We start from the raw sequence: 21,582 nt of genomic DNA, 5'->3' as shown, positions 1-21,582 counted from the left end.
TTGATATATTGTTATTCATATAGTTTGTTTGTAACGCAAAGAGCATTAAACCATGACAAAACCACATTTAACAGTAAATATTGATAAGGCAAAACAATATATATTTGATGCTAATGCTTTTACACATTTTAGCTTTTATCCCCAAGAGTATCTTAACTCAACTTCAGTGGGGCTTTTGAAGAAAAATAATTGGCGTAACAATCGTTATGTAGAAAAGCCAGCCATAAATCTGGACGAATTAGTTCATGAGGGAATGTCAAAAAAGCAAGCGGAGCTCTGTTTGTATTTGCTTGAAAATCGAAAACTATTTTGCTGTGCAACTGCTTTTGGAGATGATCGTGTTTGGGAAGAGCGTGCGATAAGTAAATGGAGATCGAACGATTTTATTGACAGATACTATGGATTAGCTCAGTTTGTATTTGAAGGACCAATGCATCAAAAAGACAAGCTTAAAAAGCTAGTTGATGACTTGCGTGAGATGCAAGAGAAGCATATACCAGAGCAATCCAGAGGATACGATTTTAAGAAATCTATAGATGATTTAAGTACGCTGGTTTCTGAAGTTCCTGGTATTGATCAAGTTAAAGAGCATTTTAGTGAAAATCAAAAATTGCTGAAAATCATAAATCGATTAGAAGTTGGTGCAAATAGCTACAATCCTCGTTGGATGAATAGTAGTAAAAAATTAAATAGAATTATTCATGCTCTTGTAAAGGCTATAGATAATGACTTGGATGTAGATACATTACTAAAAGACAAAAATAGTGAATTATCCAAAGCCATAGATATGAAGCGTATAACGGGCTTTTTTGTTGACTCAAAAGAAAAACCAACCCATTCAAGAACAATTGCTATGACGTCTTTTCCCCAAATGTAGGAGCACTAATTCATTTGATTGGGTAAGTGCCCTAATGACCCAAAGCTTAAAACAACGCCCATATAGTAATAGAGAATCATCCTCTCTTTAGCCGAGACAATAAGACTTTTACATGAGGACATAATTAAACGGTGCCTTTCTAAATGATCTTCTTCACTAGGTATGCGATAGTCATTTAGTAGACTAATAATTCTCTGATCCTGTTGATCACATTCATTCCATTCCAAATAGGAAAGTGGTCCGCATAATTACCTTCCACGAGCTTAGATATGAGTATTTTAATTATAGCTTTTTTGCTTACCTTTCAAAGATACAAACCCGGCTGCAAGCAACCTCTCTTGACTAAGATGTGATCAAGAGACAGATGGGGCATAGGGGACATTTTTAGATTTGATTGTTAGCATCAATGCTCATGACAAAACGCTTTTTCTTTCTGCTTGTTATAGATACTTTGTATCTTTTGATAAAGCTCTGGGTGTTGATTTTTGACTTGATTGGCAACTGTCTTATTAGTTAATAGTTGTTGTGACATAGTTGTAATTTGTTTATCGGCTTTTTCAGCAAAGTAACCTGTCATTCGTTGCCGTTTCTTGATAAGGTTTTCAGTCTCACCAATTTGAGGAAAATCTTTCTTCAACATTTCAAAGGATTGCTCTGATAGTTTGTAATCTTTACTCTCAGGCAGTTTTGTATCAATTTTTAGTGCTACCTGTTTAACATCAGCTCTCGCTTCGGCAATATCCGTCAACTTATCTTGTTGCCTAGCTTTCAAAAGATAAGCCTCATAATTAACAATGAAATTGTAAGCTTGCTTTATCTTATGTCCCATTCCAACAATATGATTCACCGCTTTCCCAATCAATGACTCAGAATCAAAGCCTGCTCGTGTAGCAAAATCTAATGGCCAGTCAATAACGTTATCTTTGGTACTGCTACGGGATAATGTTTGTTTTAATGCCTGCTCTGTTGGGTGATTTTCTTTGTCTGTATAGATATTGAGTTGTTCTTTGTGACGTGTCATAGCAACAAAGCTTAGAAATCTATCCCAGTATTTGCTATCGATTAAAACGCGAACCTTTTTTGCAGTCATGCCTTGTGATTTATGTACGGTTAACGCGTATGAATAATCTAACGCCTTATATTCTTTAGGAATAGTAAGTAATTCGCCGCTATCTAATTGAACGCTCATTTGTTGGGTATTTAATTCTTTAACCGTTGCTGTATCTCCATTACGAACACCCAGGGCTTTGTTGTTTTCCCTAAACAATACTCGCTCACCCGTTGATATCTTAAGGCTTCGCTCAAATCCTTGATAGATGATGCTTTCATCACCAATTTTATTCTCAGCAATTAACGCTTCACGAGCAAGGTCATTGAGGTGGTTAACCGCTTTTCTGGTATAGGACAACATGATGGTGTCCACCATACTCGTTGACTCAAGATCTTGTTTCCAGTCGGCAACTACTTTTTCTAAAGCTTGCAGCTTGGTATCAGCAATTGTTATCGCTCCCTTGTCTTGATAATATTGAATGGCTTTGTCTATATTCCCTTTGGCTAAATCAAGGCTCGCTTGCCTATCGCCCAAATCTAGTTGTCGCTTGATGTTTTCAAGCTCAATGTAACCCGTGCGAGCAGTAATACCTCTGAATATTTCACCTTTTTGAATGGGTTTTAATTGATCTGGATCACCAATCAACACCATTTTGCTACCTGCCTTGTGTGCTTCTTTAATCAAGTACGCCATACTCGCAAAATCAACCATCCCGGCTTCATCGATAATGAGGACATGCTTATCACTTAGTTGCATCATATTATTGGCTAAGCGATAAGATAACGATTTAATTGTAGAAGAAGTAATGCCTGTTTCAGCTTGCAAAGCTTTAGCAACTTTACCTGATAAAGCAGCACCGATGACCTCCATCCCAGCTTGGGAATAATACTCATTGATGGGCTTTAACAAATAGCTTTTACCCGTTCCTGGACGGCCAATTACCACCGAAATATCAGAGCCTTGCGCAATATAACGAAAGGCTTCTTGTTGTTCCTCACTTAATTGATATTGTTGGGCAAGCATATCTATGGATTGATGAACTACATGCTTTTGAGAGCCCATCATCGCTTCAATATCATTTAATAACTGGGCTTCCTGCATGAAATGGGAGCGTGAAGTAAAGCTTGGCTGTCCTCTAGTGTTATCTCCAAGAGCCACCACATTATGATGCCCCAATACTCTCTCAACAAACTGTAAATATTCTTGGGGGCTATCTGAGGTTTGAAACGTTTTAAATAATAAACGTTCAACATCCCTGCGAGTAAACACACTGTATTGCGTAGATAAATGGTCAATCACCAAATCGATATTATCTCGAGTGAGTTCCATTCGCGCTTGTTGAATCAATTGGTTTTCTTCAAGCAGGTAGTGTGCATTAGGATTATGATGTTTACCGCTATGACGTTCTGAAATCAGATGGTTTGCATCCACCTGTAAATCGAGGTTGTTCTCAATAAAAAATTCGTTCTGCATCTTCCGCCATTGTTCACCCCAGTAATCTTGCTCCACAACAAACCCTTTGGCAAACACTGGATTTAAATCACGAGCCTTGTATTTGGAAAATCGGTTGTGCTCCAATCTTCTTGTTGGAATCAGGATATGTGCATGTGGATTGCCATCACCATGATCATGAATAGCAATATCCGCTGGTAAACCGTTCCCCACAAAATGCATTCGAGCAAACCGTTTTGCCAATTCAATCTGCTGTAGTAAATTCAATTCACGCGGCAACGCTAAAACAAAATCCTTACACAATTGAGAGTTAGATCGATTTTCAGCGCGCTCTACTTCATTCCATAAATAATCACGTTCCAGAAATGAGTCAGTGGCACCATCAGGCAAAAGAATTTCAGAAAAAACAACATCATCTCGCTTTGAAAAATCATAGGTACGCCCAATGCGATCATCATAAAGCTGATCCCCCGAACGATAAGCAGCTGCAGCTACAGCACTATGACCTTTTGAACGAGAGTGAATTGAAACTTGTGCAAAAGCAATCGCCACGGAATCTCCAGAGAGAATGAATCCATCGGTTGCTTTTTAATATGAAAAAACCTTTGTCCATTAAAGATTTTTGAGTGTTTGAATCTTGATACTAGCAAACAAATGAAAGTTTGTATATTGCGCTCTCGAGTTCCTCTTCGCGATTTTTGTTGTTCGCTTTGCTCACTTATAATATGGATAATGATGAAATCCCACATTTAACTGGATGCTCTAACCAATGATAACTCTTGATTCTACCTTTACTATTTTGGAAGCTACTGCTGAAGAAAGTGAATTTATTCGCGATGAGATAGTACAGTTTAATATTCAACAAGTTCCATTAACACAAAAAGAAATACTGGTTCATAAAAACTATGTCGTCAAAGAAAATAATAAAATCATTGCCGGCATCACCGCAAAAATTTATATGTGGGGGATTCTGTTCATCGATATTTTGTTTATTGCTGAATCCCATCGCAAAAAACATCTAGGTACTTATTTACTGAATAAAGTCGAAGAAGAAGCAAGGAAAGAAGGAGCTACTTTAGCTCATTTGGATACTTTTTGATTTTCAAGCAAAAGACTTTTATTTAAAACATGGTTATGAAGTTTTTGGTATTCTTGATAACTGTCCACCAGGTCATCAACGATTTTACCTAAAGAAAGCTCTTTGACTTATTGATTTTATTTTTTAAGAACAGTACGCTTAATCTGTTAACCTCATTTGCGGAGTAATGATTATGTCAACAAAGTCAGTATCGCAAATGGAAGCAGTACTCTTGGATAGAATCGAAAAAGCCAAAATCAAGCTGGATAAATTGCAGCAAAAGCACAAGCTTGAGATTGGTACTCTTGCCTACAAACATGGCCTTCATCAATTTGATATTCAGCGATTGGATGCAGCGTTTTTAAAGCTGTCTGGAGAGTTGCGCCATGACAATGTTTGAGGAAATTGAGAAGGAAAAGCAGTTGATTGTTCGGTGTGAGAAGTCGTTGGCTTTGGAGAAGTTGAGAAAGCGTAGGGCTGATACTCGTCGTAAAATTGAGTTTGGTGGATTAGTCATAAAATCTGGTTTGGACAAATACGATAAAGTGACTATTCTTGGTGCATTAGATTATGTTCTAAAACTTATTATCTCGGATGAATACCATAAGCAGTTTAATGCCCGGGGCAGAGAATTATTCGAGTCGAAATTAACTAAATTTTGAACTAAAATAAGTATACGAGGGGTAACTAAGGAATACTTCATGAGTTCATTAATAAGTGAAAAACTCGCTAAATTACTTAAAAATGAAGAGGCAACAAAAAAGCTTTATGAGAGCTTAATTTCCACAGAGAAAAAAGACAAATTCAAAATAGAAAATACTAACTTTACTGTAAAGGTAGAAAATTTTTTGGATAAGAAATCCAAATGAATTTAGATACATCAGCCCCTTTGGTTTTTTTTGGATTATTTCCAGGATTGTGCTTTTCAGTCTTTTATTTAAAAGGCATAAAGGAATATGCGAGAAATGATAATCTCAAACTTCTGTCATTCCATTCGTTTTTTGCAGTTATTTTTTTGGCATTATTTTTAATAGCATGTTTGTTATTTTCTGTAGTTCTCAATAACGCCTATTTTAGCTTGAGTAAGCATGCTGAGGAAATTAGGTTTGAATACAAACTAATCAGTATGATCGCCCTGTATCTTTCATCATTTTATGTTGCAGCTAGAGTCGGATTATTCCTAGCTAAAAAGGAGATTGGGTATAAATACATAAAACCAGATAGTCACTGGAACAAACTATTTAGTAAAAATGAACAGGATCAATTTGATTTTTTCATTACTGTAATTGTTGAAACAGGGGGGCAAACGTGGCTTTATATTGGGGCTATGCAAGATTACTCAACGAATAACGGTGAATTAGAATATATCCAAATTCGGTCCCCATATAGAAGAACTGTCGATAAAAATGAATCCCCTAGTAAATTCAAAGCACCATTCGAAGATCGTTTTTATAAAATAAATTCGGATACATTAATCATCAAATATGCTGATATCAAAAGCATAGGAATAAAGACGATGGAAATAGATGAGTCGAATTAATATGAATTAGCTAGTGTCTCTATATATTAATACCTCATTCTCTTGGCTTCAAAAAATAATTGATTACACTTTTCTTCCATCACTCCACCAATCACATGACAACTATAAAAATCCGGTGTCTTAGACAAAATTTCTTGCGCCCCAACCTGAATTTGCCGACCAAACAACTCATGCAAAAATGAAATAGAACTCCCATAAACCACCTTAGGAATCATTGCCCAATAAATTGCAGCAGCACACATGGGGCAAGGTTCCGCAGTGGTATAAAGGCTTAACTTGTTCACATCGCCATCAAAACCGTTCTCAAAGAGCCTGTGGATCACCGATAATTCACCATGCATTAAAGGATTGTTATGTGCGCTGTTTACCGACTTCAAAAGGATTTCCTGATCATCGTAAACAATAATTGCACCATAGGGAGCCATAGGGTTAGTCGCTGCCACTTCAATTGTAGCGGCCATAAAGTCATAAATATATTTATCCATCGTTAGGCTCCGCTGGTTTCATATAGTTTTCAGCAAACTTATTCGCGCTGATCTTGTAATTGGTATCAATTCTGAATGGGTTTAAATTCGATAGTTCATCGTAAATATCAACCCTCTCCTTAACCTTGAGGAAGTAAATCAGCAAAATGGAAAGAGGTGCCAGAAAAACCTCATAGGAAATTTTGTAAGCGTCCTCAAAAACAATAACGCTGGCCAGTTTTTCAGTCGGAACAATCCCATAGAACGCCACCAATGAAAACAAGCTCACATCGATGATGATTCCAAATGCTGATGAAGTGGCGATTCGTGTCCAAACGGTGGTGATAAATTCTTTCTTTAGGGAAATGCCCCGTTTGCGTTGTCTGGATTTGATGAGTGAAATAACTGTGGAATTGATGGTCATCCCCAGAAAGAAGGCGGTGGCAGAAGCAATGAACATTCGCGCCTGATTGTGCAGTATCGCTCGGTAGGGATCGTTCTCTCCAATTGCCAGCATATTTGTTACACAAACATCAAAAACAAACAGTAGATTGCAGAAAATAACAAATAGCACCATCTGCTTGGTGCGTTCAACTCCATAAACGTCCGTCATCATATCTGCAGCAAGGTAGGCCAATGAAAAGACAATTCCCCCAACATTGATCGTTAAAAATCCAATAGAAATAAATTTGGCAGCCATGGTCTTGGACGCGATAAAAAAGACGATACTGGAACAAAACAGCATGTGATGATATTTGAATGTCTTGCTATCGTTCTTCAGGACTTGTGGCAATTGAAATTTAAAAAGATATCTGTCCGATTGAATTGGGCTTTCTATGTGTTCAATTCTCGCAATAACCACAGAGAGCCAACTATAAAAAATATTAAGCAACCCGAAGATGAGCAAAGGCACCACGATCTGGGTGTCAGGGGTATTTTTGTGCATATTTAACCAGCCCACATCCAAAAAGCAAAACGCAACCAAAGATACCCAGAAGATATACCCGTAGTATTTATAATTTGCCGTATTCGCAAAACGTATCGGAAGAAGTGCACATCCCCATAAAAATAAAGAACTTTTTATCAGGTATAAAAAATCCCTACCCAGCACCTGCGTGTAAGGTTCTTGCATTTTCCAGAATGAAGAGGCGGGCAGCCAGATGGCAAATTTCAAAAACATAAGGTAAATGGCATGAAATAACAATACCGCATATACAGCATGTCTGAGGTATGCGAAGCCATAAACACCGTGGATTAGACGCAACACAAAAATGACGACCGGCCACCAGAGTAATTCTGAGGATGTGAATATTCCATGGATTTGGATCACCTGCGCCTCTGCTGGCACGGTAATCAAAGAAAAGAAAACTGCAAAACCCAATAGCGTATGGAACACTTTATACTGCAAGGGAGTTTTGGATTTGCCGATAATGGAGTTATTCATCGATAAAAACCCTCTTGAGGGTGGTGACGCATCTCTTCTTTAGACTGGACTCCGTATTTTTGGTAACGATCAGTTTTTCTGAATGAGAGCCAAACTGCTGCCCCATATCAAACACGATGCGAGGGTCAACCAGATAAATCATATCGGTTTTAACAAACTCAGCCACAGACATATCCTGATTCACACGCTTGTTGGCAATATGAAAGGCAACAGTTAATGCATTGCTGTCCGGATCGGTATAGATATTATCAATTCGAATAAGATAAGGTTCCCTGATTTGCCCTTTGAACCGTAAATACAAATGCTGATACAAAAACCGTAAAAATCGATTTCCTTGATTCCACTTTTCCATGTTTACATCCTACAACTTATTTTTTGGAGCGTAGCTTTTGATGCACCTCAAGAATCACACCAGCGATTGTGTATAAATTTCTATCGAATAATTCCACTGGCAGCTTAGGATTAATGGGGTACAAATAGCTTTGATTTCCTTCTAAAACATATTTTTTAATGGAACAATGCTGGGGGCTATCATTCCTTTTCACAACAATGTACGAGCGATCATCTGGCATCATGTCTGGATGAACAATCAGTAACGAGTTTTGCGGAAAGGTAGGCTCATAAAAATCAGTATCTATCGCGAGAGCAAAGTAATCACCATCAATCTCATTGGATGACCAGCGATACCATTCATTTGTCATTCGGGTTGGATGGCTGAATTCATAAATGGGCAGAGACTGCGCCAAAGGCTCGATATTCGATGCTCCTTCACGAACAATGGATTCTAAGCCAAGAAGCTGCTCAATAGTAATTCCAAAATAGTTTGCAATTTGCAGCAGAGTGCTCGTTTTCGGATCGGTAACATCACCATTCAAAATTCGTGTAATTTTGTTGGTTGGGATACCTAGCTTTCGTGCAAGTGCTGCAGGCGTCAGTTTATTCTCACGTTCAATTAAATCCGTAAGCGTTTGCGCTAATTGGAGATTATTAGATTCACTTAAAATATTTGTCGTCATACCTTGACCTTCGTTACATAGATGTAATAACTTACATTGATGTAACGAATTACACCGATGTAAAATTAGATATTACCATATTTTGCCGGAATATCACTTAGTCATTTGTTCATGATTTAAATCAGCAGCGCATTAGATTTGCCTTGCAGTAAGGAGTGTTTGCATATGGATCAGCAACTAAAACTGAACATCTATAAGGGAATGATTCAGTACATCATCAACTCGACACATTATACCTTGAAAAACATCGCGGATTTATCGGATACGCACATCGACAACATTCGCTCTATTTATTGTCACAATGCGGTTCCTAAGGGTTTTAAGTCAGAGATGCAGCTCATGAAGCTCTATCAAATTGTTCTTGAAATCAGCTCCAATTCAAAGAACCACTCTTTGGTTAGTTAGCTTTCATAAATAAAGAAGGAAGTTTTGATTATGAAATGGGTAAAACTTAAAAAATATTGTCAGGATTCAGGGGATACTTCTGATGCAGTGCACGCGAAACGCAAACGCGGTATCTGGCTCGATGGTGTACAATGTAAATTAGGACCAGACGGCAACATATGGATTAATTTAATTGAGGTTGAAAAATGGGTGGAAAGCGGCAACAAGGCAACGAACTGCAGCCTCCGCGCGGTGTAAGTATCCGTGAGTGGGAAACTGGATCTGCTATTCGGATTATCTTCAGTTATCGAGGAGTGCAGTGCCGCGAGACTTTGAAACTGGAACCCACGAAAGCGAATCTAAAATATGCCGGGCGGTTGCGGGGTGAGATCATTAACGCAATCGCACTGGGGACATTTAACTATGCGGATTATTTTCCTGACTCCAAACGTGCAAAGCTATTTGGCCATGCAATCATCAAAGCCACAACGGCTGAGTTGCTACATGATTACATGGCCATTGCGGAGAAAACTTTGGAGGCTAGTACTTACAACGGCTATAGAAAAGTGTGTGAGGCTCATTTGTATCCTGCTTTTGGTAAAATACCTATTCGTGAATTATCGCCAGTAATTATCCGCAACTGGGTTACTGGCTTGAATGTCACGGTAAAAACAGTTCGCAATATTTTGACCCCTCTTCGAAATATGCTGGATCAAGCTCTAAATGACGGGGTTATTGAGCGCAACCCCCTCGATAGACTGGTGCTATCTAAATTGCTCAACAAAAAAACCAGCAAAAGCGACTGGGAGGTTGATCCTTTTGATCAGGATGAAATCAAGGCTATTCTTGATACCGCCACAGGGCAGGCAAGAAATTTGTATCAATTTGCCTTTTTTTCCGGTCTGAGAACGTCAGAGCTTATTGCACTGGAATGGAATGATATTGACTGGTTAAAAGGAACGGTTCGTGTATCAAAGGCCGTGGTACTCAAACAGGAAAAAGGAACCAAGACAAAATCAGGGGTGCGTGATGTGCTATTGCTTCCCCCGGCACTTGATGCATTAAAAAATCAAAAAGCATTTACCTTTCTGGAGGGTACTCGGGTTTTTTATAACCCAAGAACCAACACCCCGTGGGAGACAGATGGTCAGATTCGTAAAACCAGCTGGACGCATATTTTGAAAAAAGCAGGCGTGCGCTATCGCAATCCTTACCAAACGCGGCATACATATGCATCAATGCTGCTTTCTGCCGGGGAAAATCCTTTGTGGTTGGCTACACAGATGGGGCATAGGGATACGGAGATGATTATCAAACACTATGGGCGTTGGATACCTGATAAGTCTACTGTTGCTGGTTATCAACCAGTGAATGATTGGAGTTTAAGCGCGAGCCCTGTAATCTCCCAGAAACTTTAGTTTGAATTGACAAAATCAATCAATACTACTAACTGAATTAGTAGTAACAGCAGATAATGTCAAAATGGTAGCGAAGAGAAATTGATCGATAGTTACGCAAATGCGGTCATTTGCAATAATCTCCAATAAACACTAAAAAGTATCGTTTATTGGAGATTATTACAAATATTAGAGTCAATTATTTAGCAACGCCTTTCCATGAGTCACCGGGAAGATACGATATAAATTTTTCATTCACCAGAGCGGCGGCTTTTTGAACGCTCCATTGCAAATCAGGAACCAGTAAGGGATCCATATCTTTAATAAAAAGCTCTGATGAAAGTTTTTGGATTAAGTTTTCTTCAAATTGGGCTTTAGTTATGGATAAATTTTGCTGCTTTAGGTAGTGCTGAAAAATACTGACGCTCTCGTTGTGATCACAAGGGAGCTGACCGTCAATATACCAGAGGTCAAACAAATCTCTTCCTTTTTTTCTCTGGTACAATGCACGTAGTTTTGTTCCTAATAATTCATTTAAATGGAACGTTAAAATGCTTGCTTTTCCGTTAAACCAGTCCGAAGTTACTGAGAAAATTTTTTGATGATGTCCCAGAACTGTAAAGTGTTCCTGAGTATTAATTTCTATTTTTAGTCGCATGGGAATTGCTGGCATACCCTCAGCTAAATAACGATAAATTAAAGTCACGCGGCCTTGGGAGCGTTTGCTGTTTGGTTTTCCTAACCATACATCCAAATGAGATCGGATGGCATCTAATACCGGGCCAATTGGCTTGGAATGAATCTGCACCAGATCAATATCCTCAGAATATCGAGCAGGGTTTTCTACAAATAGCTTATAAAGCGAAGTACCTCCACGGAATGCTACTGAGTTAGCGATAACGGGATCGTTAAATAACTCAACAAGTGCTCTACTAATTATTAAATCCTGCTCAATTTGGTGTTCAAAAGCCCAAGGCGCATTAGCTCGCCATTGTGTGATAAATCTTCTAGGGATCATAGATCACTCTCTATTGTTTCATTTTCAATAATTTTCCATCTTTTATTAAAAGGCATCTCATTTCGTTGAGCTGCTAGCTTTGACACTAATGCTACGGCACGAAAAGATCGTTTTTTTAAACTATTTTCTATAACTTCGGCCAATTCTTCTAACTGGGTTACCTCAAATAAAAAACCCAATCGTTGCCACTGTGGTGTCGTATGTAATTGATTTGTAAGCTTCATTAGTGCTTCTGGCTCTATTTGTTCTGCCAGCTCCTCTAAAATGGTTACAACGTTATTTAATCCGCCGCAATGTATTGGATAGTTAGCCAGATCCAGTGCTGTTGCCTCTGGGGTCGAGACGCTCACATATCCTTTAGGCGTATTAAAATTCTTTGTTGGCATATCAGTGATGTTTTTTCTAGCAATGAACTCAATACGCACATTTCCACATCTAATTTTAGTTCGGTTTTTCGGCACTATGACTTGAAAAACTTGGGCTTGTTGATGTGATGCACCATAGTATTGGGCTGCACTTACTAAACCGACATAGTAAGGTATTTGTAGGTGGTTCATTAAATCAGGAATAAATTGATCAGGAGGCAGACAACCCAAGCGCTGAAATTCGGGGGGGATAATCACGTGAAAGCCTTGGTAGGGAGTAGCAATCATCCCTTTTTTTTCAAGTCTTCTGATTAATGACCAAGCGTTTATCTGAGACGAATTAAGTGCCTGTATCATGTCATCTGTTGTAAAATAGTGTTGGCCTTGAGTTGCCAAATGATTCACAAAATTATGTGCCTTCATAGAACTCATCAATGCAATCCACTTTAGATACTTAACGTTAAGTGTTAAGTTTAAGAAGTAAGTTGCATAAAATCAAGGGGCAGGTATAATATGTTTTAACTATAAAAAATGATAGTAAATTCTACCCAAATTCTGCCCAGAAACCAGAGCAAGGCAATAAGAACCAATTATATCAACAAGTTACAAAAAATTGTCGCGGGTTCAATTCCCGCCGCCTCCACCATAACGTATTGATTTACATCATTATTTACTCTTGAGTTTTTCAACCGGCACCATTGCGGCACCGCCAAATTGAGGCACTTTCCCAATTACGGGGGCACTCCCCAATTAACAACACAACACCTTAACACGTGTTCTATAATTTTCATAGTTACGAAAGCCATAAGCTCTACGTTGTATAGGCTTCATCTATGCCAAAATTAATAATTTGTGCAAGATACTATTATTTCCTATCTTCTGCTACATCAGTATTTGAACTGCATACTATAAATGATAATTGGCCGAATATTAAGATGAACGATGGTTTTCAAATAGAGATTATTGTAGCTCTCAGGCAAAATATTCGGACATGTGTTAATCCGAAATTATTTGAGCTCCCAACAAGACAAAATAATCATTGTGCGAATTAGGGATTTTCTCTGCTAAAAAGTTTATTCTTTACTGAGAATGTATTGATGTATGAACTATTTACTTGTCTATTAATTTTTTTGATATTTTTTCAGTAATTAACCATGAATTTACAATATGTAAGTCGGTTATACTTAATGTCCCTATAGATTGCTTAAGAGAAAGATAATTCATGATATATGAATATTTATTGGCAGCATTTTCTGATTGAGCTTTAAGTACTTTCTCTTGTTGAATGAGAACGTCAACTATATTACCTGAGCCAGCATTATATCGAGTTTTTAAGCCATGGAGAGAACTTTTTGCTGATTTTAAAGTGATTATGTCATTTTTTAATTTTCCAATATCAGCCACTATATTTAAATAGTTTTTTCGGGTAGAGAATACAGTGTTTCTGTAACTATTTTCTAGGTTCTGATAAGCGGCTTTGTATTTGAACTGTGCTTGTCTTGTTTTTGCTACGGTAAGTCCACCAGAAACAATCGGTATATTTAAATTTATTGCAACTACGTTATCAGTTTTCTTTGACGTTCCTGGAGCTGCAAGAAAGCTTGAGCCGGTGGAGTTTGACGTGTTGTAAAGTGAACTTAACCTTAATTTTAAATCCGGTAAATTTTCAGAAACGTTTTGTTTTATTAATTCCCGAGCGGCTTGAAGACCATATAGATTTGCCTTGATATCCCAATTTTGCTGTTTGGCAGTATTTACCCATTCGTTTATTTTTTGAGGTTTGGGTGAAATAAGAGGGAAGTTTAGCTTTAACTTCGCTAAATTATTAATATATTCACCAGTAATTGTTGTCAAAAAGTCCTTATCAATTGCCAGTTTGGTTTTGGCATTGATGTATCCACTCTTCGCTGTTCCGTAGGCTGATTCAGCTGTGTAAACATCTGTAAGAGTTGCTTTCCCGGCTTGCTGTAATTGTCTTGCTTGATAAAGCTGTTTTGCAAATGACTGTTTACTGGCACGATGGTATCTTAGATTATCTTCATCTTGAAGTACATTAAAATAAGCTTGTGCAACACGAATCAATAAATTTTGAAATGCAACATTAAGCTTAGCATTAGCTTGTTTTGCAGAGAGTTGTGCACCATGAAGTTTAGCTAGATGAGCAAAATTGAATATGGTTTGGGATACTGATAATTGGGGTTGAAAAGTAGTAAAGATGCTTTTGGGAGGTAATATGTCGTTATCAGTACTAGCACCTTTAGAACGAAAAAAATCTTTTCTACCAAATACTTGAGCAGATACATTGGGTAATAATACCGAACGATTTATCGCGATATTTTCTTCATTGGCCAAAGTCTCTTCAACGACTTCCAGGTAGGTTGGATCGCTTTCTACTGCTTTCTGAAAAACAGCCAACAAATCAGATGCATAACTATGTGCTGATATAATGAGAAATATAAGATATCTAATGAACTTCAAACACTCCTTTGCCATTCACAAACTTCCTCTAAAATCAATCAAGCGTTTGATTGTAACGTTTTATACTAAAAGTTATTATAATTGTGAAAAAAAGAATAATTGGCCATAAGTCACTCCAAATATCAATAAAAGTTGCATCTTTTAGCATGATTTGCATTATTATCCTCATAAAGTGAGTTGGTGGTAAAAGCTCCCCTAACCACTGTGCCCATTTTGGCATTGCATTAAATGGAAAAGCGAACCCCGATAACAACAATGCTGGTAACATATAAGCATTGGCAATATTGACCGCTCTTATTTGTGTTCTTGCTATAGTTGAGGCGGCTAAACCAATCGATAAACTGGTCATAATGTAGGGAATAGCGCAAAAGAAAAGGAGGGTAACACTTCCTAAAAATGGTACTTGGAAATAGTACATACTGGCTGTTACCGTAAGAAAATACACTATAGTGCCTATAGCTAAGTTTGGAATTAGTTTACCTAAAACTACCTCTAATGGTTTAATGGGGGTGATAAAAAGCATTTCCATGGTATTTTGGTCAAACTCAGTGGTAATAGAAATAGCTGTAAGCATTGTCAAAGAAACCGCCAATATAGTTACTAATAACCCAGGAATTGTATGATATTGAGAAACGACCGCAGGATTATAAAGTGAATGAATCTCAACACTGTAAACCGGCTCTTTCTTCTTAAGATAAGCGAGCGGCCCTTTTAATTCTTCATCAAATACTGTATCTGCTAAGTTGACAGCAGCACGGAAAGCACCGCCTACAGCAACAGGATCGGTCGCATCTCCTTCAACTAAAATATGGGGATGTTTATTTTTAATAATATCGCGTGAAAAGTCTTTTGGTATTGTTATAATAAATTGAATTTTACTTTTTTTTATCAGTGCCTCAGCATTTTTAGAGTCATCAGTTATAGCCTTAATATCGAAATACTCCGTATTTCTAAATCCCGCTATTAACCTATTTGTAAATATTGAGTGATCATTGTTGATAACCACTGTTGGTAAATGCCTTGCATCGGTGTTAATGATATTTCCAAATATTATCATTTGGCAAAACGGCAATATGATTAAAAAAATATAGGTTACATAATCACGCTTCATGATAATAAATTCTTTCTTTAAGATCGCCCTGAAACGCAAAAATGGATATTTATAGGTTATCATTTCAGCTCTCCTTCAAGTTTGTTATGGGACAGCCAAACAAATACATCATCTAGAGTAGAAATGATTTCAGTCCAATGAATATCTGGTTTGTTCTGATATGGTTTAATTGCTTCCATTAACAGTTCTTTATTTCTAGAGCTGACATGTAGGCTATCATGAAATGATATAACTTGTTCAATATCAGGTGTGGCCTCTAATTGCTTGGCGATGAGTTTTAAGTAATTTCCTTTAACCTGCCAAGTTGTCAAGTTCACTGTATTTATAATGTCTTTGATGCTTCCATTCATGATTAATTCCCCATCAGCAATGTAAGCAATCTGGTCACAGTGTTCTACCTCATCCATATTATGTGAGCTTAATAATATCGTCATGCCTTCATCAGATAAGTCGTGCATTACTCTCCAAAACTCTTTTCGAGATGAGGGGTCAACGCTTGCAGTTGGCTCATCTAACAATAAAAGGTAAGGCTCATGAATGAGACCACAGGCTAATGATAGCCTTTGTTTTAGCCCCCCTGATAATGTTCCTGCCACTTGGTCCTTTCTTGACATCAGATTCAATTTATCCAGTAGCATATATAATCGGCTTTCACGATCGGTTATGCCATATAGCTCCGCCATTAACATGATATTTTCATAAACTGTTAATTGCTTATATAGGCTAAAATGTTGTGGAACATAGCCCACTTGTCTTTTGATGCTATCAGTTTGTGTGATTATATCGTAGCCAAGACAAGTTCCCGAGCCATAATCTGGAGTTAGTAATCCACATAACATTCTTATCGTAGTTGTTTTTCCAGAGCCATTGGGTCCTAAGAACCCAAAAATATCTCCTCGATTGACTTGTAAACTAATATCTTTCACTGCAATTAAATCGTTAAATGATTTATGTAAGTGTTGTGCATCAATGACTAAATTGCCTTTTGTCATAGGTAAGACTCTACATATTAATGATTACTGAAACGGGTTGACCGGGGTGAAGCTCTTTCAGAGAGTCAACATCTATTGGTTTTGCTTCAACTCTAAATGTTAATTTTGTTCTTGATTCGGAACTATAAATAACTGGTGGATTATATTCCGCATTAGGAGAAATATAGATTACCTTTGCCTTAATAGATATTGGACTGCCATCAAAGCGAATAGTAACGGTTTGATTTAATTTAAGACTCTTCAACAAAGATTCTGGAGAATAAAAAACGAATTTAATTGAGTCATTTTTAAGCAATGAAAGGATAGGATTGTTAGGCTGCACTAACTCATTTACTGTGTAATAACTATCATAAACTAGTGCTTTAGTCGGGGAGTAATAAGTTTTTTGTTTAAGTATCCATTCAGACTTATGAAGCTCAGCTTTCAAAGCTTGCATATTAGCTGTAATGGCATCAAGTTGAGCCTTAGCAGAAGAATATTTGGATTGGCTGATCTCAAATTCTTCTTTTGTTATAACATCTTGATGATATAACTGCTTACTCCTAGTAAATAACTTCTTCTGAAGAATATAGTCTGTTTTTGTTCTTTCTAGGTCGGAAGCTGCTTGAGATAGTCTCGCATTGGCAATTATGACAGCATCTGTTTCTGGTTGAGGGTCAATTACAAACAGCTGTTGGTTTTTTTCAACCATTTGACCTCGATTAACTAATAACGACTCTAAGGTACCACTATAGCTTGATGATATATATAAATAATCAGCATCGATATAACCCGGAATAGTAACCGAATTATTATTTTCACATCCTTGCAAAAGAAATAAGATCAAAAACAGTGAATATCGAGATATATATCCAATTGGAAAAAACTTCATGTCATCTCCATAATGATTTGAGTCGTTTAGTAATTTTATTTAATAATGTAACGTCTTCGCTGCCTAAAAATGTAATGTCTTTTGTTGTTCTGTTGGATTTTTGGTATGCCTCGATAAAAAAATTACTGATGGCCGAATTTCCGACCATTAGCTGCTTAAGGTCTTGCCTATGCAAGACAAACAAATCACTATCAGTTTTTGCAATAGCACTTGAAGAATAGCGCCCCTCATCTATTAATACTTCATCACCAAACATTGACACGGGATTTAATTGGCGAATAAGATTTTTTTGCTTATCATCATCAATAAGATCAATTTGACCATTAATGAGAAAATAGCATTGATTAGCTTCCTGATTTTTTTTATATAACATCACATCTTTTGGACAAGAGATAGGTCTAATATTTTCTGAAAACCTTATCAAACTACTAGTTAATTGGATGTTAAAAAATCCAATTTTTTTTAAATAATTTAGTAACACAAGAACATCAGTTTCCTTTTGTAGTGCAGGATAGTTCGTAACATGCTTTTTTAAAAAATGATTGATATCCTCGATCCTAAAAGCAAATAGAGTTGTAGGGGTTTTTGCGGTTACGGTTGTTACTCTAGTTCCACTATGTGAAAATATCCCTGTTGGTGAAAGACCAATTGCAAAGCCAGGGCCTAAAGTAGCTATAAACATTTCTTCTGTTTTATCAATATCGACCTTAATTTTTGTTACCAGAACAGAACCAGACTTTATGATAAATACAGAGTCTACTATATTTCCTTGTTGGACGATTATATCCCCAGCTTCCACAGTAATCTCATTTGCAATTTTTGCAAGTTCACGAATTTGTTTCTGATTTAAAAGGTAGAATAGTGGAAAATGAGAAATTGCTTTTTCACATTGATTTAATTTTGCATCCTTATCCGATGACGAACTGTCCATGTGTTTAGACTAATCCTTAAGCCGTTGTTAACGGGTTAAATTGTTACAACTTATGAAAATTCCGTCAACTGTTTCTTCGTTTTTCTAAAGCTGACGTAATAGTATGGACCCTGCCACTTTAACGAGGCTTCTGCTCAATAAAATTGCTTCCCGTATACTTTGTCTTGCTTACCCATTCGTGCAACGTCGGCCCTGGAACTCCTAACTCTTTCGCTGCCTGATTCACATTACCATAACTTAATGCAATACTTACCGCCTCATGTTTGTATTCTTTACTGTACTTGCGTAGTTGTCTTTCCATTACTTACACCTCTTTGTTTGGTCATAAATACTAACAAATTAGTGTCCGTTTTTCCGCGGTAAGATTAACATATTTAAAATCAATAAATTAGACAAAGATTCAGTTGTTGTAAATTTTGCAACAACTGCACCGGATGACAAACATATCAAGTCGATTATTATAATCTTGATGCCATAATATCCGTTGGCTATAGAGCAGGTCGGCTCAAGATCTGACATCATATTTCAGCTGAATTTTAACTACTTTGTATTATCAACACATAAACATGTATTTAAATACATATGCATTTGACAGCATATGTTCTTAATGACATAATATAACATATGAACTGGGAAATAATATTTCAAGAAGATTTTGATTTGGAATTCGATGAGCTAAGCGAACTAGTTCAGAACGAATGTTTAGCCCATTTAAAAGTCTTGGAGAAATTTGGACCAGAATTAGGACGTCCTCATGTAGACACATTAAATGGATCTAAGCATTCAAATATGAAAGAGCTCAGGTTTAATGCAGATAATGGGGTATGGAGATTAGCGTTTGCTTTTGATCCTAAGCGGAGAGGTATTCTGCTTATTTGTGGTGATAAATTAGGAGGCAGCGAAAAACGTTTTTATAAAGATTTAATTAAGAAAGCAGATCAACGGTTTGATAAACATTTATCAAATTTGAAAAGTGAGGTTAAACATGGCTAGATCACTTAAAGACAAAATCAACTCTCTTTCTAAGGAAAGAAAGGATGCTGTTCAGAAGAGAGCGAATCAATTAATTGCAGAAGAAATGACTCTGAGAGATTTGCGTTTAGCACTTGAGAAAACTCAACAAGATCTGGGTGCCATTTTGCATATGAAACAAGACGGAATTTCTCGATTAGAAAAACGTTCTGATATGCTAATCTCAACGTTGAGTAAATATATTTCAGCAATGGGTGGTTCATTAAAACTAATGGCCGAATTTCCTAATAGAGCTCCTGTAGAAATTCACGGTATTGCTGATATTAGCTCTCATTAAAGGAATAATAAAAGGGTTTATTGCGGGTTTATTTGCTGACAATTAAGGACAATCAAAGACAACAGGATAGCAATTGCCGATCTGCATTTTTCCTTGATCTGATGCTGTATTTCATAGTATTTCATGATCTGTTAAAAACCCATGGTAGCGGGTTCAATTCCCGCCGCCTCCACCAACTATTCAAACCATTCCTGACGACCAAAGACCATCACAAACCATTATAGATCAACAAGTTAAATCTACTTTCCTGGTTGATAGGGTTGTCCTTTGTGGTTTTCAGATGGCTTAAAAATCACCCAAAATATGCCCAAAACTATTGAAAAAGTACCCAATATCTGCCCAAAAATTTAGGAAGGGATTTAGCCAAATACCAGGTGATAAATAGCCAATACCCAATTTCCGTACTAATTCCTATAGGTAAATCAACATAGTGGGCAGGGGTAAAGTCAGGTCGCTATCCTCAAGCAATAAAATTTGGAAAAAGAATGACTGTTTGGGGGGGTGAGGGATAAAACCATTTATTGATGAGGTGTCATATAATTAACTAAATTAGTGATACATTTGGTTAGATAACTATCATGCGTATCTAGGTTTGGTTACAGCATTATGACGGTACTAGGAAGCTAATATATTTGATCAATGGATATTTTTTTATGAAATTTAAGAGAATTTTTGATTCATCTTATCGATGGATAATGCCCCTGTTATCATTTCTTATTCTTATAACATCAGCTTTCTTATCATATGATTTTAAGCTATTAATGGAAAAATATCCTAGCTGGAAAGGGCTATTTGAAATTATACAAAATAACTTACCTTTAACTCTAATAATTGTAGCTGCACTAAATTTACTTATTTCAAGTCTTTATTCATTCTTTATCAAGCCATCTATCAAAACATTGCTTGATGAATTAGAAAAAATAAAGGAAGAAAATGCACTTATAGCAGAAAATGTTAAAAAGGTTTTTGACGGTTATCTTTATCAGCTTTCTAAAAAATTGGAATTTGGCTCTAAAGCATCAAATTGTGAGCGAGTTTCTATTTATATACATGACAAGTCCAGTCTCACTTTATTCCTTTTGGGCGATTTTCTGCTAACCCCAAATTTGGAGGTCCTGGACGGACTCAATACCCTGATAACCAGGGTTGTATATCTAAGGGATGGCAAAATGAGTGGCATTATGAAAATGATATGGGCGATGCTGATACTTACGAGCAAAATAGTCAGACAAGGTATGCCATAAATAAAAAATCGTTAAAGGCTATTAAAATGAAGTCTAAGCTTTATGCTGTTCTGCGCATAGATACTATTAATGGTGAGCCATTAGCTGTATTGGTTGTCGAATCACTAAACTCAAACCGTTTTGATGAAAATCAGTTAAAGAATACATTAAAACAGGAAGAACGCTATTTATCTGAACTAATTGCCAAACTGAGAGATCACATTCCAAATTTAGAAAATGCAAAGCAAAAGGGGTTCTAATATGACTAAATTAAAAGATGTTATTGCATACACTCTAAAGAACTACCCAATAAAAGAAGAGCTTTCTAATGCTAGAATTACAAAAATTATTTTCCTTGCTGATTGGCATCAGGCTATTAATTATGGGAGGCAGATTAGCAAAATAAAATGGGTATTTGATAACTACGGCCCTTTTGTTTGGGATATCCATGATGAAGCAATAAATAATCCAGATCTCTTTGATATTCAAGAAATGTCATTCAGCATGCTAAAGGGACCGTCGATCAGCAGCTAATGGGACCGCCTAAAATGTCAAAACGGTACCTATCAAACTGGTCCACT

General features: G+C 36.9%; 27 protein-coding genes and 1 pseudogene. 14 read left to right on the top strand and 14 right to left on the bottom strand.

What is annotated here, in order from left to right; translation table 11 throughout:
• Positions 1 to 52 precede the first annotated feature (52 nt).
• Positions 53 to 877 (top strand): hypothetical protein, encoded by an 825-nt coding sequence (locus Lwal_RS00130; protein ID WP_058478906.1) that lies wholly within the window; start codon positions 53 to 55, stop codon positions 875 to 877.
• A 403-nt stretch (positions 878 to 1,280) separates the two neighbouring features.
• Here Lwal_RS00130 and traA read toward each other — a convergent pair whose 3' ends face one another.
• Positions 1,281 to 3,932: a Ti-type conjugative transfer relaxase TraA gene (traA, locus tag Lwal_RS00125; protein WP_058478905.1), complete on the bottom strand. Its 2,652-nt coding sequence runs from the start codon at positions 3,930 to 3,932 to the stop codon at positions 1,281 to 1,283.
• Between the two features lie 217 nt (positions 3,933 to 4,149).
• Here traA and Lwal_RS00120 point away from each other — a divergent pair, with 217 nt between their 5' ends.
• The 5 genes from Lwal_RS00120 to Lwal_RS00105 all read left to right on the top strand — a co-directional run bounded on the left by Lwal_RS00120 (position 4,150) and on the right by Lwal_RS00105 (position 5,998).
• A complete protein-coding gene (locus Lwal_RS00120; protein ID WP_058478904.1) occupies positions 4,150 to 4,479 on the top strand; it encodes a GNAT family N-acetyltransferase in 330 nt (109 codons plus the stop codon).
• Positions 4,480 to 4,651: 172 nt separating this feature from the next.
• Positions 4,652 to 4,858 carry a hypothetical protein gene (locus tag Lwal_RS00115; protein WP_058478903.1) on the top strand — a complete coding sequence of 69 codons (207 nt, stop codon included), beginning with the start codon at positions 4,652 to 4,654 and terminating at the stop codon, positions 4,856 to 4,858.
• Entirely contained in the window at positions 4,845 to 5,120 is a 276-nt protein-coding gene (locus tag Lwal_RS00110; protein WP_058478902.1) for a conjugal transfer protein TraD, read from the top strand. Before Lwal_RS00115 ends, Lwal_RS00110 begins: the two co-directional genes overlap by 14 nt.
• A gap of 39 nt (positions 5,121 to 5,159) precedes the next feature.
• On the top strand, positions 5,160 to 5,327 hold the full coding sequence (locus Lwal_RS17195) for a hypothetical protein (protein WP_157066251.1): 168 nt from the start codon (positions 5,160 to 5,162) through the stop codon (positions 5,325 to 5,327).
• Positions 5,324 to 5,998, top strand: a complete 675-nt coding sequence (locus Lwal_RS00105) for a hypothetical protein (RefSeq protein WP_058478901.1) — start codon at positions 5,324 to 5,326, stop codon at positions 5,996 to 5,998. The genes Lwal_RS17195 and Lwal_RS00105 overlap by 4 nt, the downstream gene beginning before the upstream one ends.
• Before the next feature lie 26 nt (positions 5,999 to 6,024).
• On the opposite strand, the gene Lwal_RS00100 is transcribed toward Lwal_RS00105, so the two are convergent.
• From Lwal_RS00100 to Lwal_RS00085, 4 genes are read right to left on the bottom strand one after another with little or no spacing between them, the layout of a single operon-like run.
• Complete coding sequence (locus Lwal_RS00100; protein WP_058478900.1) at positions 6,025 to 6,483, bottom strand: nucleoside deaminase; 459 nt, start codon at positions 6,481 to 6,483, stop codon at positions 6,025 to 6,027.
• Positions 6,476 to 7,906 carry a VUT family protein gene (locus Lwal_RS00095; protein WP_058478899.1) on the bottom strand — a complete coding sequence of 477 codons (1,431 nt, stop codon included), beginning with the start codon at positions 7,904 to 7,906 and terminating at the stop codon, positions 6,476 to 6,478. The genes Lwal_RS00100 and Lwal_RS00095 overlap by 8 nt, the downstream gene beginning before the upstream one ends.
• Complete coding sequence (locus Lwal_RS00090; RefSeq protein WP_058478898.1) at positions 7,899 to 8,258, bottom strand: hypothetical protein; 360 nt, start codon at positions 8,256 to 8,258, stop codon at positions 7,899 to 7,901. The genes Lwal_RS00095 and Lwal_RS00090 overlap by 8 nt, the downstream gene beginning before the upstream one ends.
• 16 nt (positions 8,259 to 8,274) lie before the next feature.
• Positions 8,275 to 8,922 (bottom strand): helix-turn-helix domain-containing protein, encoded by a 648-nt coding sequence (locus Lwal_RS00085; RefSeq protein ID WP_058478897.1) that lies wholly within the window; start codon positions 8,920 to 8,922, stop codon positions 8,275 to 8,277.
• Between the two features lie 165 nt (positions 8,923 to 9,087).
• On the opposite strand from Lwal_RS00085, the gene Lwal_RS00080 reads away from it, so the two are divergent.
• The 3 genes from Lwal_RS00080 to Lwal_RS00070 are packed head-to-tail and all read left to right on the top strand — an operon-like array spanning position 9,088 to position 10,724.
• Positions 9,088 to 9,327, top strand: coding sequence for a hypothetical protein (locus tag Lwal_RS00080; protein ID WP_058478896.1), 240 nt, complete (start codon positions 9,088 to 9,090; stop codon positions 9,325 to 9,327).
• Positions 9,328 to 9,357: 30 nt separating this feature from the next.
• On the top strand, positions 9,358 to 9,564 hold the full coding sequence (locus Lwal_RS00075; RefSeq protein WP_058478895.1) for a hypothetical protein: 207 nt from the start codon (positions 9,358 to 9,360) through the stop codon (positions 9,562 to 9,564).
• Entirely contained in the window at positions 9,513 to 10,724 is a 1,212-nt protein-coding gene (locus Lwal_RS00070; RefSeq protein WP_058478894.1) for a tyrosine-type recombinase/integrase, read from the top strand. The genes Lwal_RS00075 and Lwal_RS00070 overlap by 52 nt, the downstream gene beginning before the upstream one ends.
• 178 nt (positions 10,725 to 10,902) lie before the next feature.
• Here Lwal_RS00070 and Lwal_RS00065 read toward each other — a convergent pair whose 3' ends face one another.
• The 9 genes and pseudogenes from Lwal_RS00065 to Lwal_RS00030 form a co-directional block, all read right to left on the bottom strand.
• A complete protein-coding gene (locus Lwal_RS00065; RefSeq protein WP_083499991.1) occupies positions 10,903 to 11,721 on the bottom strand; it encodes a nucleotidyl transferase AbiEii/AbiGii toxin family protein in 819 nt (272 codons plus the stop codon).
• Positions 11,718 to 12,518 carry a type IV toxin-antitoxin system AbiEi family antitoxin gene (locus Lwal_RS00060; protein WP_231951005.1) on the bottom strand — a complete coding sequence of 267 codons (801 nt, stop codon included), beginning with the start codon at positions 12,516 to 12,518 and terminating at the stop codon, positions 11,718 to 11,720. Before Lwal_RS00060 ends, Lwal_RS00065 begins: the two co-directional genes overlap by 4 nt.
• Before the next feature lie 318 nt (positions 12,519 to 12,836).
• Positions 12,837 to 12,917 (bottom strand): annotated as a pseudogene (locus Lwal_RS18130) (transposase); the annotation flags it as partial.
• A gap of 279 nt (positions 12,918 to 13,196) precedes the next feature.
• Positions 13,197 to 14,579: a TolC family outer membrane protein gene (locus Lwal_RS00055; RefSeq protein WP_058478892.1), complete on the bottom strand. Its 1,383-nt coding sequence runs from the start codon at positions 14,577 to 14,579 to the stop codon at positions 13,197 to 13,199.
• A 19-nt stretch (positions 14,580 to 14,598) separates the two neighbouring features.
• On the bottom strand, positions 14,599 to 15,738 hold the full coding sequence (locus Lwal_RS00050) for an ABC transporter permease (RefSeq protein ID WP_058478891.1): 1,140 nt from the start codon (positions 15,736 to 15,738) through the stop codon (positions 14,599 to 14,601).
• Complete coding sequence (locus Lwal_RS00045; RefSeq protein WP_058478890.1) at positions 15,735 to 16,667, bottom strand: ABC transporter ATP-binding protein; 933 nt, start codon at positions 16,665 to 16,667, stop codon at positions 15,735 to 15,737. The genes Lwal_RS00050 and Lwal_RS00045 overlap by 4 nt, the downstream gene beginning before the upstream one ends.
• A 10-nt stretch (positions 16,668 to 16,677) precedes the next feature.
• On the bottom strand, positions 16,678 to 17,538 hold the full coding sequence (locus Lwal_RS00040; RefSeq protein WP_058478889.1) for an HlyD family secretion protein: 861 nt from the start codon (positions 17,536 to 17,538) through the stop codon (positions 16,678 to 16,680).
• Between the two features lies 1 nt (position 17,539).
• Positions 17,540 to 18,469 (bottom strand): cyclic nucleotide-binding domain-containing protein, encoded by a 930-nt coding sequence (locus Lwal_RS00035; protein WP_058478888.1) that lies wholly within the window; start codon positions 18,467 to 18,469, stop codon positions 17,540 to 17,542.
• 118 nt (positions 18,470 to 18,587) lie between these two features.
• Positions 18,588 to 18,770 carry a transposase gene (locus Lwal_RS00030; protein ID WP_058478887.1) on the bottom strand — a complete coding sequence of 61 codons (183 nt, stop codon included), beginning with the start codon at positions 18,768 to 18,770 and terminating at the stop codon, positions 18,588 to 18,590.
• Between the two features lie 323 nt (positions 18,771 to 19,093).
• Here Lwal_RS00030 and Lwal_RS00025 point away from each other — a divergent pair, with 323 nt between their 5' ends.
• The 5 genes from Lwal_RS00025 to Lwal_RS00005 all read left to right on the top strand — a co-directional run bounded on the left by Lwal_RS00025 (position 19,094) and on the right by Lwal_RS00005 (position 21,535).
• Positions 19,094 to 19,462, top strand: a complete 369-nt coding sequence (locus tag Lwal_RS00025; RefSeq protein WP_058478886.1) for a type II toxin-antitoxin system RelE/ParE family toxin — start codon at positions 19,094 to 19,096, stop codon at positions 19,460 to 19,462.
• A complete protein-coding gene (locus Lwal_RS00020; protein ID WP_058478885.1) occupies positions 19,455 to 19,778 on the top strand; it encodes a helix-turn-helix domain-containing protein in 324 nt (107 codons plus the stop codon). Before Lwal_RS00025 ends, Lwal_RS00020 begins: the two co-directional genes overlap by 8 nt.
• 653 nt (positions 19,779 to 20,431) lie before the next feature.
• The gene (locus tag Lwal_RS00015) at positions 20,432 to 21,022 is read left to right on the top strand and encodes a hypothetical protein (RefSeq protein ID WP_058478884.1); all 591 of its coding nucleotides are present in this window, start codon (positions 20,432 to 20,434) and stop codon (positions 21,020 to 21,022) included.
• 26 nt (positions 21,023 to 21,048) lie between these two features.
• Entirely contained in the window at positions 21,049 to 21,261 is a 213-nt protein-coding gene (locus Lwal_RS00010) for a hypothetical protein (protein ID WP_058478883.1), read from the top strand.
• Position 21,262: 1 nt separating this feature from the next.
• Complete coding sequence (locus Lwal_RS00005) at positions 21,263 to 21,535, top strand: type II toxin-antitoxin system antitoxin SocA domain-containing protein (protein ID WP_058478882.1); 273 nt, start codon at positions 21,263 to 21,265, stop codon at positions 21,533 to 21,535.
• The last annotated feature ends 47 nt before the right edge of the window (positions 21,536 to 21,582 follow it).

Source organism: Legionella waltersii (assembly GCF_001468085.1).
Classification (GTDB): domain Bacteria; phylum Pseudomonadota; class Gammaproteobacteria; order Legionellales; family Legionellaceae; genus Legionella; species Legionella waltersii.
The sequence above is the reverse complement of the archived record's forward strand: the minus strand, read 5'-3'. Positions and strand labels throughout refer to the sequence as shown.

Excerpts from the sequence above, each read along its gene's own strand:
- Lwal_RS00130 (WP_058478906.1), top strand. The coding sequence starts at position 53 with ATGACAAAACCACATTTAACAGTAAATATTGATAAGGCAAAACAATAT.
- Lwal_RS00120 (WP_058478904.1), top strand. The coding sequence starts at position 4,150 with ATGATAACTCTTGATTCTACCTTTACTATTTTGGAAGCTACTGCTGAA.
- Lwal_RS00115 (WP_058478903.1), top strand. The coding sequence starts at position 4,652 with ATGTCAACAAAGTCAGTATCGCAAATGGAAGCAGTACTCTTGGATAGA.
- Lwal_RS00110 (WP_058478902.1), top strand. The coding sequence starts at position 4,845 with ATGACAATGTTTGAGGAAATTGAGAAGGAAAAGCAGTTGATTGTTCGG.
- Lwal_RS17195 (WP_157066251.1), top strand. The coding sequence starts at position 5,160 with ATGAGTTCATTAATAAGTGAAAAACTCGCTAAATTACTTAAAAATGAA.
- Lwal_RS00105 (WP_058478901.1), top strand. The coding sequence starts at position 5,324 with ATGAATTTAGATACATCAGCCCCTTTGGTTTTTTTTGGATTATTTCCA.
- Lwal_RS00100 (WP_058478900.1), bottom strand. The coding sequence starts at position 6,483 with ATGGATAAATATATTTATGACTTTATGGCCGCTACAATTGAAGTGGCA.
- Lwal_RS00095 (WP_058478899.1), bottom strand. The coding sequence starts at position 7,906 with ATGAATAACTCCATTATCGGCAAATCCAAAACTCCCTTGCAGTATAAA.
- Lwal_RS00090 (WP_058478898.1), bottom strand. The coding sequence starts at position 8,258 with ATGGAAAAGTGGAATCAAGGAAATCGATTTTTACGGTTTTTGTATCAG.
- Lwal_RS00085 (WP_058478897.1), bottom strand. The coding sequence starts at position 8,922 with ATGACGACAAATATTTTAAGTGAATCTAATAATCTCCAATTAGCGCAA.
- Lwal_RS00080 (WP_058478896.1), top strand. The coding sequence starts at position 9,088 with ATGGATCAGCAACTAAAACTGAACATCTATAAGGGAATGATTCAGTAC.
- Lwal_RS00075 (WP_058478895.1), top strand. The coding sequence starts at position 9,358 with ATGAAATGGGTAAAACTTAAAAAATATTGTCAGGATTCAGGGGATACT.
- Lwal_RS00070 (WP_058478894.1), top strand. The coding sequence starts at position 9,513 with ATGGGTGGAAAGCGGCAACAAGGCAACGAACTGCAGCCTCCGCGCGGT.
- Lwal_RS00065 (WP_083499991.1), bottom strand. The coding sequence starts at position 11,721 with ATGATCCCTAGAAGATTTATCACACAATGGCGAGCTAATGCGCCTTGG.
- Lwal_RS00060 (WP_231951005.1), bottom strand. The coding sequence starts at position 12,518 with ATGAGTTCTATGAAGGCACATAATTTTGTGAATCATTTGGCAACTCAA.
- Lwal_RS00055 (WP_058478892.1), bottom strand. The coding sequence starts at position 14,579 with ATGGCAAAGGAGTGTTTGAAGTTCATTAGATATCTTATATTTCTCATT.
- Lwal_RS00050 (WP_058478891.1), bottom strand. The coding sequence starts at position 15,738 with ATGATAACCTATAAATATCCATTTTTGCGTTTCAGGGCGATCTTAAAG.
- Lwal_RS00045 (WP_058478890.1), bottom strand. The coding sequence starts at position 16,667 with ATGACAAAAGGCAATTTAGTCATTGATGCACAACACTTACATAAATCA.
- Lwal_RS00040 (WP_058478889.1), bottom strand. The coding sequence starts at position 17,538 with ATGAAGTTTTTTCCAATTGGATATATATCTCGATATTCACTGTTTTTG.
- Lwal_RS00035 (WP_058478888.1), bottom strand. The coding sequence starts at position 18,469 with ATGGACAGTTCGTCATCGGATAAGGATGCAAAATTAAATCAATGTGAA.
- Lwal_RS00030 (WP_058478887.1), bottom strand. The coding sequence starts at position 18,770 with ATGGAAAGACAACTACGCAAGTACAGTAAAGAATACAAACATGAGGCG.
- Lwal_RS00025 (WP_058478886.1), top strand. The coding sequence starts at position 19,094 with ATGAACTGGGAAATAATATTTCAAGAAGATTTTGATTTGGAATTCGAT.
- Lwal_RS00020 (WP_058478885.1), top strand. The coding sequence starts at position 19,455 with ATGGCTAGATCACTTAAAGACAAAATCAACTCTCTTTCTAAGGAAAGA.
- Lwal_RS00015 (WP_058478884.1), top strand. The coding sequence starts at position 20,432 with ATGAAATTTAAGAGAATTTTTGATTCATCTTATCGATGGATAATGCCC.
- Lwal_RS00010 (WP_058478883.1), top strand. The coding sequence starts at position 21,049 with ATGAAGTCTAAGCTTTATGCTGTTCTGCGCATAGATACTATTAATGGT.
- Lwal_RS00005 (WP_058478882.1), top strand. The coding sequence starts at position 21,263 with ATGACTAAATTAAAAGATGTTATTGCATACACTCTAAAGAACTACCCA.